The organism is Dactylosporangium sp. NPDC050588, assembly GCF_040654975.1.
GTDB classification, from domain to species: Bacteria; Actinomycetota; Actinomycetes; order Mycobacteriales; family Micromonosporaceae; genus Dactylosporangium; species Dactylosporangium maewongense.
Genome location: NZ_JBFAJA010000059.1, coordinates 1 through 13,361, shown reverse-complemented (window position 1 = coordinate 13,361; position 13,361 = coordinate 1). Strand labels below are relative to the sequence as shown.

At 78.0% G+C, this 13,361-nt stretch carries 3 protein-coding genes and 1 pseudogene; 1 reads left to right on the top strand and 3 read right to left on the bottom strand.

The features are described from left to right. From AB0I21_RS35175 to AB0I21_RS35165, 3 genes and pseudogenes are all read right to left on the bottom strand, one after another. A pseudogene (locus tag AB0I21_RS35175) lies at window positions 1-9,050 on the bottom strand (hypothetical protein); the annotation flags it as partial. Between the two features lie 272 nt (window positions 9,051-9,322). Further along, the gene (locus AB0I21_RS35170) at window positions 9,323-11,602 is read right to left on the bottom strand and encodes a CHAT domain-containing protein (RefSeq protein WP_360567695.1); all 2,280 of its coding nucleotides are present in this window, start codon (window positions 11,600-11,602) and stop codon (window positions 9,323-9,325) included. Continuing rightward, on the bottom strand, window positions 11,599-12,942 hold the full coding sequence (locus AB0I21_RS35165) for a hypothetical protein (protein ID WP_360567693.1): 1,344 nt from the start codon (window positions 12,940-12,942) through the stop codon (window positions 11,599-11,601). The genes AB0I21_RS35170 and AB0I21_RS35165 overlap by 4 nt, the downstream gene beginning before the upstream one ends. A gap of 102 nt (window positions 12,943-13,044) precedes the next feature. Between AB0I21_RS35165 and AB0I21_RS35160 the strand changes: the two genes are divergently transcribed. Beyond that, window positions 13,045-13,361, top strand: a 317-nt coding sequence (locus AB0I21_RS35160) for a hypothetical protein (protein ID WP_360567691.1), incomplete at its 3' end; no start/stop codon positions are given.

Sequence of the window (13,361 nt, the reverse complement as noted above, 5' to 3'; positions counted from 1 at the left end):
TCGTCGCTCGCCGCACCGCCCGCCACTAGCTCGTCGCTCGCTGCACCGCCGGCCGCCAGCCCGTCGCTCGCCGCTAGCCCGTCGCTCGCCGCACCGCCCGCCGCTAGCTCGTCGCTCGCTGCATCGCCGCGCGCCAGCCCGTCGCTCGCTGCACCGCCGGCCGCCAGCCCGTCGCGCGCCGCGCCACTTCCCGCCAGCTCACCGCCGGCCACAGACTCGCTGGCAGCCGCCGGATGGTCGCGTGCCGTCGGGCCGTGCGTGGGGTCCGCGCCCGCCGCCGGCACGTCCGTGAGCGCCGCGAACGGTGCGAGGACCGGTCCGAGATGCCGCAGCGGCATCGCCGGCACGAGCACCACGGCCGCCGCACCGGCCCGCATCAGGTCGCCGCAGCACCTGCGCAGCAGGGCGTTGTCCGGTCCGGGCTCGGTGGCGTCGGCGATGACGAGGACCAGCCGCAGCCGGTCCATCGGCAGGTCGTCCGGGTGCACGGTCAGCGCCTCGACCGTGATGCGGGGCTGCCCGTCGACGAGGACGGCGAGCCCCGCGACGGCCAGCAGCCCGGTCGTGACGGCGCCAGGTGCCTCCACCGTGTCCCGCGCCTGCATCGTCTCGCGCAGCAGGGTCCGCCGGATCGGCCCCGCCAGCACGGTCCAGCCCGGGTCCGCCGGCGACGTCGCGCCCTGGGCCTGCCAGATCCGCCGGGCGTCCAGCAGCACCCCGGCCCCCTGCGCCAGCGGCACCTCCCAGGCCACGCCGTCGTCGGACGGGAGCACGAACAGCGGCACCCGCAGCCGGACCCGATCCGCCGCGGCCAGGATCGCCGCCGCCCTGCGCACTCGCCGGCGCGGCCATTCTGGAGGGCCGCCGTCCGCACCTTGCCGCAACGGGACCCAGACCCGGGCGCGTGCCGCGGGTTCCTCCCACTCGGCGCTGATCAGCAGTCGCGGCCGGCCGGTCGATCGCGGCCCGGAGACACGAACGTCGTGGCTGACGAGGGTCCGCGCCGGCGCCCGGCGCCAGGTGCGGGACCAGCGGGGCAGCCCTTCCCACAACCAGTCCACGCCGATGCTCGCCGCCGGCACGAGGGCGAGCGCGAGCGCGACCGGCAGCAGCGCCCACCCCAGCCCGAACCCGAAGGCCACGAGGAACCCGAGCGCGATGATCCAGCAGGCGGTCGTGACCGGCCGCCAGTCATGCGAACGGACCGCCCACCGCTCGGCCCACGCCGGCACCGCCGCGAACGCCGGCAAAGGGGCGGCGACGGGCGGCTGGGTCGGCTGGTGTCCCGACGCCGGCTGCGGCTGCTCACCGAGCCGGTCGGCGGCCCATCGCAGCAGGCGGGTTCCCGCCGCCGGGCGGTACACGGCGAGGAGCCGCCCCTCCTCGAGGGCGATCTCCGCGATCCGGCGGGCGCCGAGGGCCGGCTCCAGCCAGTCCAGCGCCGAGGGCTCGTCACCGCCGAACAGGGCCGCGTCCAGCAGCGCCCGCCGGGCCGCGGCGTCGGGCTGGTTACGGTGCCGCCACCACCACTCCTGCGGCGGAGGGCTCTCGCGTTCCCGTGGGTACGGGTCCGGGGGTCTGACCGCGGACGGTTCGAGCACGATCCGCGCCCGGACCGCCGCCGGGGACGTCGATGTCTGCCGGAGGTGCCGGCCCCAGTCGCGCTTGAGCAGCACGGCCAGGTCGAGCAGCGCGTCGTCGAACACGTCCATGGTGGGCCGGTCCGCCACCCGCGCCCGGTCGAGCGCGGCCCGCGCCTCCGCCGCGGCGCCGAGGGCACCCCAGGCCCGGGCGAGCGCGACCCGCAGCGGCGGCACCGCCTCGTGCGCCGCGACCGTCGCGGGCGGCGTCACGGTCGAGCCGAGCGCCTGCTCGACCGCCACCACGGTCCCGCGGTCGACAACGGCGTGCGCGAGCATGTGCAGCAGCGTGATCGAGGCGAGCCGGTCAGCGTCCGGATTGCAGGCCCGACCCGCGACGTCGAGCAACAGCACCCGGTCCGCCCGCGCGAGCGTCCGCTCCCGCTCCGCCGGCAGACGGTCCGGTTCCCCCGACGACCGGTCCGGGTCCGCCGGCGACCCTTCTGGATCCGCCGGCGACTGGTCCGAGACCGCCAGCGACCGGTCCGGCTCCGTCACCGACCGGTCCGACTCCCCCGGCGGCCGGTCCTGGCCGGTCAGCGACCGGGCCGGATCCGTCAGCGACCGGGCCGGATCCCCCGGCGGCCGGTCCTGGCCGGTCAGCGGGCGGGCCGGGTCCGTCAGCAGCCGGGCCGGGTCCGTCAGCGGCCGGGCCGGCTTCGGAAGGGGGCGGCCGGCGAGGCGGGCGAGTTCGAGGCGGACCCGGTCGGCGGTGACGGCGGGCGCATCCCAGTCCGCGCCGACGAACGGATCCAGCGGCGCCGACGGGTCGTCCGGCAACGCGGCGAGGGCCTCCCCGGCGAGCCGGTCCGCCTCATCGACGTCGCCGGAGAGCCAGGCGAGGCGGGCGCGGAGCATGCGGGCGTACGCGGCGGCCCCGCACGCCTCGGCCAGGGCGGCCAGCTCGTCGACCTGCGCACGGCCGACGCCGAGCTCGCGCACGTCGCGGTCCGGGCTCCGTTCGATCTGGTCCAGCCGGGCGGACACGGCCGCGAGGGCGTCGCCGAGCAGCAGCCGGGCCCGCCGCCAGCCTTCGGCGAGATCCCAGAACATGACCGTGCCGTCGGCGGCGCCGGTCGCCGCGACCGTCCTGCCCCGGACGGTGGCGAGGGCGATCGCGGTCACGGCGGCGTCGTGCCCGGCGATCGGCGCGCCGAGCGGCACCCCGGCGCGCAGGTCCCAGGCGTGGATGCGGCCGTCGGTGGCGCCGGTGAGCGCGATCGGCCGCCCGTCGAGCGTGCCGGCCGCGACGGCGGTGGCGGGGCCCGCTTCCGGCACCGCACCCGACAACGCGAGCCGACGCCGTCCGGTCGCCGCGTCCCAGGCACGCACGTCCCGCCCGCCCGCGACGAGCCAGGTGCCGTCGGGCGCGATCGCCACTCCCCACACCCCGGCGGCGTGGCCGGTCAGGACGGGCCCGGGTGCGCCTGTCGCGGACCAGATCCGGACGGCGCCGTCGTTGCCTGCGGCGGCCACCCACCTGCCGTCGGGTGCGACCGCGCAGTCCCACAACGGCCCGACCGCACCGGTCAGTGTGCGCAGCGGCGCGCCGGTCTCCGCGTCCCACAGCCGCACCGCCCCGTCGGCGCCGGCCGTCGCCAGCCACCTGCCGTCAGGGGCGACCGCGCACGCCCACGCCCCGCCCGCGTGGCCCTCAAGCGTGCGTCGCAGCGCCCCAGTCTGCGCGTCGTGCAGGTGCACGGCCCCGCCCGCCGCACCCACCACGACCCCTCTCCCGTCCGGGGTGACCGCACACCCCCGCAGCCCGCCGCCGTGCGGGAACTCCCAGACGGGCGGGCCACCGGCGGTCGCGTACCGGCGCAGGACCCCCGCACCGTCGGCGGTCACGACCCACGTCCCGTCAGGCCCAGCCGCGCACCCCCACACCCCGCCCTCGTGCCCGCCCAACGCCGCCAGCGGACGCCCCGTCGCCGCGTCCCACAGCCTGACGGCGTCGTCCCCGCCGGCGGCCGCGACCCACGTGCCGTCGGGCGCCACCGCGCACGCGAGCACCGCCCCGCCGCTGCGCAGCACCCGCAACGGCTCCCCGCTCGCCGCGTCCCACAGCCGCACCGCCCCGTCGGCGTCCCCGGTCGCGAACCACCTGCCGTCGGGCGCGACCGCACAGGCGTGGACGAGCACCTCCGCACCGGCCAGCTTCCGCACGCCGCCGCCCACACCGAGGTCGTGCACCCGAGCCCCGTCCTTGGCCGCGACAACGGCGAGCGACGCCCACCCATCAGCGCTCGTGACGGCGACGGCATGCACGGCGGCGGAGCCGTCGCTCACAGCCCCGGCCGTTGCGGTCCGCGGATCGACCCGCACCACCCCCGACCCGGCCCCCACCACCAGCACCGCCCCACCACTGTCCACAGTGTCCTCGGGCGCGTCCGTCGTGCCGTACGTGGCCGTGCTCGCCGAGGAAGCCGGCCCGGCCGAGGCCTGCGGTGACTCGACGGCCGCGAGCGCGGTGACGGGCGGCCCCGGGACGATCACCTCACGAGCGAGTTGGTCGGGCGCCCCCGCCGGCCACAGCCTGACCCTGCCGTCCCGCAGCACCGCCACCACCGGACCACCGGCGCCGTCGACGGTGGCGAGTCCCGTCACGGCACCCGCGCCCCGCAGGACCGGAAGGTCGGCGGCAGGCCCGGGTTCGACCGGCCACCAGCGGACGCACCCGTCCGTCCCACCGCTCACCGCCACCGGCCGCCCGCCGAGCCGCAGCACCGCCACCGACAGCACCGCCCCCGCATGCGCCCGCCGCGGCGGCGTCACCGCCCGCACGCTGCCGAAGTCCCACACCCGCAACGTCCCGGCCGCATCCCCCGCCACCACGGCCGCCCCGTCGTCCCCCACCGCGATGGCGATCGCCCGCACCGCCGCACCGCCAGCACCGCCAGCACCGTGCCTGCCCGGTTCACTCGTCAGGCGCTGTCCGGGTGCCGCGCCGGCCGCGCCCGTCTCGCCATGCCTGCCATCTCCGGATCGACGGCCGTCAAGCGGGCCCTGGGACCCACTATCAGGCTCACCCGTCACCGCCCCACTCGGCACAACGGCCCGCCGCGCGTCACGCCCAGACGACCCAACAGGCCCACTCGCAACCGCCCCACCCGGCGCAGCGGTCGGCCACGCGTCACGCCCAGACGACCCAACAGGCCCACCCGCCACCACCCCACCCGGCGCAACAGCCCGCCCCGCGTCACGCCCAGACAACTCAACAGGCCCACTCGCAACCGCCCCACCCGGGGCACCGGCCCGCCGCGCGCCACGCCCAGACGGCTCACCAGGTGCACTGCCGGCCACGCGCCCTTCCAGAGCGCCCACCGCAGCGCCCTGCCTGACACCGGCCGCACCGCCCGGCGAGGTGCGGGACCCGCCGTCCTGCGAGGTTCCGGGCTCCGAAGCGTTGCCAGGTGCCCAGCGGCCCAGGACCGAGCCCCCGGCCGCCCCCGGCGGAATGCCCAGCGTCGCGCCCACGGCCGTCCCGATGCCGGGCATGTCCGACACGACCAGCGACGGTGTGGGCTGCGAGCCCGCTCCCCCGGTGCCCCCCACACCACCGGTCCCGACCCAGCCGAGGGCCTCGCCGAAACCAGCCCCGCCGACGCCACCGATCGTACCGCCGACACCACCCCGACCCGAGCCGCCAACACTCCCAGCGACGCCCCCACCACCATCCGCCACGCCGCCGACCGCCGGACCACCGATCGCCGCCCCCAGGCCGGTGCCGACGCTCGTGCCTCCGAGGGACCGCCCATCGGCGCCCCGGCCAAGGACGCCGCCGGCACCGGCCACCAGGCCGCCGCCGTGGTACGCCAGGCCCAGGCCGCCGCCGAGGCCACCACCCGACGCGGTGGGAGCGGCCTCCGGCGGTGGCGGGGCGGGGTCGATGTGGGGCGTGCCGGCCGGCACCGCCACCGACGCGGCGGCCAGGAGGGCGTGCAGGGCAGGGCGCCGGTCCGCGCCGCGCCCGATGGCGGCGTGCTCCGCCCGCAGACGCAGCCAGCCCGCCCCCGGGTCGGTGGCGACGGCGTCAGCGACCTCCGTCCAGATCGGCACGAGCGGGGTGGCGGCCGAGATCTTGCCGGCGGCCGCGGCGTACAGGGCCCGGGCGCCCGCCGTCGCGGGATGCGCGGCGTCGGCCAGCGCGCCGTCGGTGCTGAGGATCCGCGCGAACACCGTCTCCGCCCAGCCCCACGCCTGCTCCGACACCACCCTGCGGGCCAGCGAGTCGCACAGCGTCGCCGCGCGGTCCGGGGGTGCGCATCTGAGGGCGGCGTCGACGTGCTCGACGCGCAGGCGGTCGAGGGGGCGGGTGTCGACGAGGCCCGGCAGGCGCAGCCCGAGCACCCGCTGCGCCTCGAGCCGCTCGTGGTGCTGCGGGTACCGCTCGAAGTACCGCTCGAGCCGGTCCAGCAGGCTGCCGTGCACCTCCAGGAAGGGGGTGTCCAGCGGCGGGTGGACGCGGTATTCGAGCCATTCCGTGGCGGCCAGCTCGAACCATGCCTCGGCCAGCCGGTCCCGGTGCGGCGCGGTGGTGGCGGCCTCGAGCATCTCGCGGTCGAAGCGGCGCAGGGCGACGACGGCGGCCAGCAGCCAGCGGGCGGGTTCGCGGAGGCGCCGGACGATGCGGTGCTCGACGTACGGGTCGGCCCCCAGCTGCGCCGTGGCGTGCAGGTACCCGGGGTCCTCACGGACGGCGGCGGCGTGCTGGGCGAGGTCGAACGGGCTGTACCGGACCTCGCCGGACCGCGGGACCGGCTCCGGGCACAGGGCGAGAAGCCGGTCGAGGTCCGCGGCGGCCAGGGTGAGGCCGACCCGGTCGGTGACGTACTGCGAAGCCTCCGACCGGCTGAACCCGCGCACCTCCGCGACCCGCAGGTACGGCTGCCCGGACGGCAGCGGCGCGACGCCGCCGGCCGAGGCCCGGACCAGTGGCCGGCGGCCGGCGAGGACGACCCGCACGGACGGTACCGCCGCGTGAATCCGCTCCAGGAGCGTGAACATTGCGACGAGCTGCGGCATCCGGCCCGCCTCGGGGCGAAACTTCGCGACCTCCTCGCAGGTGTCCAGGACGAGCACGACGCGGCGCGGCAGCAGGCGGAGAAACTCGCAGAAGCCGTCGATCGCGGCGAGCATCGCGGGCGAGTCGAGCGCGGCGAGGGCGTCGAGGGCGGTGTCGTCGGGCGCCCAGTGGCGCAGGTCGCGCAGCTGCCGGTCGACGCGGCGGAAGAACGTGTCGGCGCCGCCGGCGGTGGCGTGCGCGCCGAGCTCCTGCAGCAGCTCCAGCAGCAGCTGGCCGGGGCGGCGCAGCGGATAGTCGGGGTCGAGGTGGTCGAAGTCGACGCGGCTGGTGATGATCCCGCGCTCCGGCGCGAGGCGGGCGGTGAGGTACCGCAGCAGCGTCGTCTTGCCGATCCCGCCCTGGCCGAGGTAGTGCAGCGCCCACCGGCCGCCGTCGTCGGGCTCGGCGAGCAGCTGGTCGAACTCCTCGACCGGCCCCCGGCGCACCAGGAACCGCTCCAGGTGCCGGCGGTCCTGCTCGCGCCGCTGCGCCAGCTCGGCCCGCCGCGACACGAGCAGCACGCTCGTCTCCAGCTCGCCGCCGATGACCGGCAGCAGCAGCCGCGCGGTTTCGACCCAGCCGAGGGCCTCGCCGACGGCGCCGGACTCCAGCAGCGGCCCGCACGCGCTTTCCAGGCGCCGGGCGGTCGCCGCGCCGGAGGGGTCCTGTGCGGTCCCGGCGAGGTTCGCCCATTGCCGCAGCGTCGCCGGTACGGTCAGCGCCTGCACCTCCGGCGACCGTACCCTGCCCGCGGCCGTGACGGACACCGCCCGCAGCCACGCCGTGCCGTGCTGCGCGGCGAGGGCGGCGAGCACGTCGGGGCGGGCCGCGTCGGGCATCCAGAACCCGGCGTCGCTCCCGGCGGGCGCGGTGAGCTCCAGCACCCGGCGCAGCAGCGCGGGCGCGCCGGCGTCGGCCACGTAGGGCAGCAGGCGGGCGAGGACCGCGGCGTCGGGCTCCTCGGCCTCCTCGGCCACGATCCGCGCCTCCTCGGCGACCCGGGCGGCGTCCTGCGGCGCGAGGGCCGGCAGGGACCGCAGCTTGGCGGTCGCCCGCACGGTACGGTCGTCCGGCAGCACGGCGGTGCCGATGACTCGCACGATCCGGTCGGCGGCCCGCACCTGGCCGGCGCTGCGCAGCGCGACGGCGGCGCGGGCGAGCGCGGCGATCGCGTCGGGGTGGCCGCGCCGGTCCGTGAGCAGGGCGGCCAGGCTCTCGGCGGCGGCGCCCGCACCGGCGGCGGCGAGGGTCTCGACGAGCGCGACGCAGCCTTCCTGGCCCGGTTCGGCGGTTTCGGCGGCGGCGCGGGCGACCGGCTCGGCGATGCCCGCGACCGCGGCGGCGAGGGGCGGGTGGGCGCGGACGGCGGCGGCGTACGCCTCCAGTCGCAGGCCCTCGTCGAGGATCCGTTCGGCGAACCCGAGCGCGTCGTCGGGGCGGCCGCGGGCGGCGGCGAGGGCGGCCAGGTCGACGAGGATCAGGGCGCCGATCGACGGGTGGACACTGGTGAGCGACGCCTCGACCCGGGCCTGCGCCGGCTCGGCGGAGGACGCCGGCAGCAGCCCTCCCGTGGCGGCGAGCACCGCGGCCCGGTCGGCGGGATCGTCCTCAGTGGACGGCGGACCCGCCTCCAGGGTGGCCACCGCCGGCGCGAGGACGGCGGGCGCGACGTCGCCGAGCAGCTGGACGAGTTCCGCGTACGGTGCCGCGCACTCCACCGCGGCCGCCGCCACGCCTGCGGCGTCACCGAGGACGGCCGCGACGCGCAGCCGGTCCTCCGCGCCGAGCGAGTCCACTGTGGACGGGTCGGCGCCGGTGACGGCCAGGGCGTACGCGCGCTGGGCCGGATCCGTGACCGCGGCGGCCACGGCGCGGGCGTCGGCGGTCAGCTCGCCGGGCAGGCCGTGGGCGATCTGGGCGAGGAGGGTGGCCTTGGTGGCGTCGGAGCCGATCTGCGGCACGGCCGCGAGCACTTCGGCGCACAGCTGCCGGCGCAGCCACGGGGTCGTCGCCGCCGGGAGCTCGCGGATGGTGGTGGCGAGCAGCCGGGCCCTGACCAGGGCGCCGCGGCGGTCGAGGCGGTGCCGCTCGGCGACGCACCAGCCGGCTTCGACCGCCTCCGTCAACACCGCGTCGAGGCCGGGGAACCCGGCGGCCGCGGCGACCCGGCGGGTCCACTCGGGGGCGAGCGCGAGCCAGGCGACCGCCTCCGCGCCGATCCGCGCGATCCGGTCCCGGCGGTCGGCCTCGATCCGCGCGGCGAGCCCCGCGTCGAGCGCCCTGGCGTCCAGTCCGCCCGTACCGCGACCGCCCGCGTCACCGCCGCCCGTACTACGGGCGCTCACAGCACGACCGCCCGCACCACGACTGTCAGCGGCATCACCGCCCGTACCACGGGCGCCCGCATCATGCGCCCCTGCTTCGCCGGCAGCGGCATCTGGAGTGGCGGCATCGCCGGCGGCCGAGATGCCGGCAGCGGTGCCACGGGCAATGGCGTCACTGACGGCGGCGGAGAAGTCGGAGGACATACGGGCGTAGGCGTCGCGGGCGGCGGCCTCGCGGGCCTCGTGGGCCTCCTCGTCGCGGGCGGCCGCGGAGGTGTCGGGCGGGTCCGGGTTCACAGGCCCGCCGCGGTGACGTCGTCGTCGGCGGACAGCACGTACTTCGCGTGGAACGACATCTCGATGGCGAGCGGGAACACGACGCCCTCGACGAAGTTGTACGGCAGGCCCTTCATGTACCGGCGCCAGGTGACGACGATCGGCGCGGCCTCCTCCGGGGTGAGGGTGCGGTCCACGGCCCAGGGCCGGTCGGTGAAGCCGGGCGCCTTCTGGCCCAGGAACGGGTGGAGCATGACCTGTTCGTAGGCGAACAGGTCCTCGTCGCCGGCGTCGCTGAGCGGGGCGAGGTCGACGTGGGCGAGCCAGCGGCCCCGCTGGCGGCCCTGCCGGATGTCGTCGACGATCCGCGGTGCGCTGATCATGAGGACGACGGGGAGGGGTTCCTGCTCGTCGCCGAGGCCGTGTTCGCCGAGCATGCCGCCGCCGAGCAGCGCGTCGAGCACGTCCTGCGCGGTCTGGTCGAGGTTGTCGAGCAGCAGCACCGCCCGGCCGTCGCGCAGGTGCGGCCAGCGCTGCCGGGCGTCGGCGAGCAGCGCGGCCAGGTCCAGCTGCAGCGCCATGCGCATGGCGGCGAGCGGCATGCGGCTGACGAGGCGGCGCACGGTCGGGTTGAGCAGTGCCGGGTCGGCGTCGGCGGTGCCGGCGAGCACGTCGGCGAGGCCGGCGGACTCGGTCAGCTCGTCGATGGTGAGCCCCAGGTGCAGCCGGACCTGCTCGATGCCGTTGGACACCGCGGAGCACAGCGTGGCGTGGCTGCGGGGCGCGACGAGGTCGCCGCCGCCGGTGCCGACGAGGACCGGCAGGTGCCCGTCGAGCAGCGCCTGCCGGGCGATCTCGCGCAGGGTGCGGGTCTTGCCGACCCCGGCGGACGGCTCGGCGCAGATCGCGAGGGCGCCGCGGCGCGGCTCGTCGCGCCCGGACTCCCAGCCGGTGCGGCGGCCGCCCGGACCGGCGAGCAGCGGCAGGAACGCGGACAGGACGTTCTCCCGGCCGCAGAAGACGGGGTCCTCCTCGAGGCCGTACGCGCTGATCCAGCCCGCCGCGAGGCCGGCACCGCCGTCGCCGGCGCGGATCGGCAGCGGCTCGTCCTCGTCGGCGAGGAACACCGCGGGCAGCGCCCAGTCCAGCCCGCCGGCGGCGTCCGCGGCGAACGTGAGCCGCCGGGCCTCGGCGGTCGCGGCGACGATCGAGGTGCCGGCGGCGAGCGCCTGGCCGAAGCGGCGGGTGAAGAGCCGGCACGCCCGGTCGCTGACCATCCCCGCCATCGCGGCGACGACCGGCACGCCCCCGGCCACGAGGTCGACCGCGAACGGCGTCGCCATCCCCGGCCCGGGCACGTGCAGCGCCCCGGTCTCGCACGCGCTGAGCACGACCACCGGCGGTTTCCGGCCGCCGACGGTGAGCTGCTCGGCGAGCTGCGCGGCGTACCGCTGCTCCTCCTTGACCCTCGGGTCGTCCGCGCACAGCACGATGTACGGCCCGTGCGGCCCGGTCCCGCCGTGGGCGATGATGTGCACGACGTCGGGCCGGAACGTCTCCATCGCCGCCTCGAGCCGGTCGGGGCTGGCGTCGTGCAGCATCCGGTAGTGGATGCGGGCGCCCGCCTGCCGGACGGCGCGCAGCAGCCCGGCGATCTCGGCCCCGGGCCGGACCCGCAGGTCGGTCGCGGCGGTCCCCACGACGAACAGCACCCGCGGCGGCACCCGCAGCGGCTCGGCCGTGCCCCGCGTGCCGGCCAGGACCCGGGTGACCGCGACGGGCGCCCCACCGACGGACGTGGCGAGGAACCGCCGCCCGTCGTGCAGCAGCTCCCACGGCAGCCCGCTGAGGTCGGCGTCCCCCACCGGCCACCGCAGTGCCAGCTCCAGCGGCGCGCCCGGGTGCAGCGCGACGAGGTCCCCGATCGCCGCCCACGCCGCGCCACCGCCGGCGCCGGGGGCACTGGGGCCGGCCGGGCCGAGGAGCGCGGCGTGCAGGAGGCCACCGAGGGCGGCGCCGGTCGTGGCGCCGACGCGGACGGCCATGGCGGCCACCGCCCGGGCCACCGACTCGGCCGTCGCGGCGCAGCACAACGAGTGGTCGGGCCCGCCCGTGCACCAGTCAGGGTCCGGCAGCGGGACCCGGCGGCCCGCGTGGGTGCCCGCCCGCATCCGCCGCGGCGGCGCGCCCGGCACCGGCCATGACCAGCCGGGCTGCCCGGGGCTCGTCAGGCGCACGGTCCAGCCGTCGCCGGCCGGGTCGCGGGCGACGTCGACGAGGATCCGCAGCGCGGTCACGGCTCGTCCCGCAGCAGCAGTGCCGCCAGCTCGGCGGCGAGCGCGGCGGCGCCGGCGGGCGCGGCCGGACCCGCGTCGCGCAGGCCGGGCTCGGCGCAGGCGGTGATCACGTCGAGGGTCGTGTCGGCGAGGCGGCGCACCGCGGCAGGGTCGGTGAGCCGCGAACGGGCGACGTGGCCGGCCGCGGCGTACCCGAGCACGGCCCGCGGGCCGGACTCCCCCGCCGCGCCGTCGCCGCGCAGCAGCAGCCCCGCGCGCAGGTCGACGGTGCCGCCCGGGTGGTGCTCGGACGGGTCGAAGCCGGCGAGGTCCGCGAGGCCGACCGGCCCGCACAGCGGACCGAGCAGCGCGTCGACGACGCCGGTCACGCGGCCCAGGTCGCGGCGGATCGCGGCGGCGCGCCGGTCGGTGGCGGGCGGGTCGCCCAGCGGGACACCGACGGGCGGCAGGCCGAGGCGGTCCGCGAGCGCGGACAGGACGGTGAGGCGGACCAGCGGCGCCGGGTACCGCCCGCGGCCGCGGTCCAGCATCGACGGGCCGCCACCGAGCTCGAACGGCACCAGCGCCGCCGCCGACGCCGCGCCCATCGTGACGAGCCCGGCCAGGTCGGCGAAGAGCTCGTGACTCCAGCCGCCCCACGACGCCGCGTCGTCGCCGCCGGCCGCGCCGACGGCCGTGCGGACCCGCTCGCGCAGCGCCCCGCCGGGCAGCAGGTCGTGCTCCAGGTGGTGCCCGACCTCGTGACCGAGCAGCACCAGGGTCCACGGCGCCCAGGCGGCACCCGCGGGCAGCGCCACGGTCGGCACCGGAAGCCTGGCGAGCAGCACCGCCAGAAGGTCATCGGCGCTGTCGGGGCGCAGCGCGGCCGGTGGCGCGTCGCGGGGCGTCGCCTCGGGCGCCTGCACCGGGTCGAGGAACGGCAGCGGCGCCGGCGACGGCGGCACGGGCAGGCCGTGCGCGAGCGCGCCGCGGACGAGCCCGGCGTGGACGCTCCAGGCGACCTCGTCGGCGGCGGCGAGCGCGCGGCGGTGGGCCGGGTCGTCGCGCTGGTCGAACTTGGCCGCGTACCAGCTCCACAGGCGGCGCACGAGCGCGGCGCGGCCCTCGAACCGGCGGCACGCGTCGAAGATCTCGCCGGGGGTGCCGGTCGCGGCGGCCGGGAACGCGGCGGCCACCCGTTCGGCGGCACCGCCGAGGGTGTCGTCGATGCTGGTCAATGCCGTGTGGAACTGCCGGCGCGGGTCGCGGGCGCGGCGCTGGTCGGTCCACGCGGCGATCTCGCGGCGGAGCCGGTCGATGCCCTCCGCGGTCTCCGTCACTCGGATGTGTACCGCGTCCAAGGGGACACCTTTCCGTCTGACACCTTCCGCATCTGGCCGCGTACCGCTTGTATAGCTCACGGCGGACACGGTTGGTATCGGCGTTCCGACGGACGGAGACCGGTGGCGGTGATGGATGGCCTGCACAGCGCCGAGCGGCTGGGCCTGGTCCGGGGGCGGCTGCTCGACGAGCTCGCGGCGTTGCGGACCCGGCCGCTCGCCCTCGTGGTGGCGCCGGCCGGTGCGGGAAAGACGACCCTGCTCGCCCAGTACGCCACCCGCTGGGAGGGACCGGTCGGCTGGTGGCGGGTCGACCCGGCCGACGCGAGCGCCGCGGCCGTCGCCCGCCGGATGCGCGCCGCGACGCCTCACGGGCCCCGCCCGCCCCCTCGAGGCAACCATGTGATCGAAGTGGAGTTCCCATGCTCCGAATCAAAGCC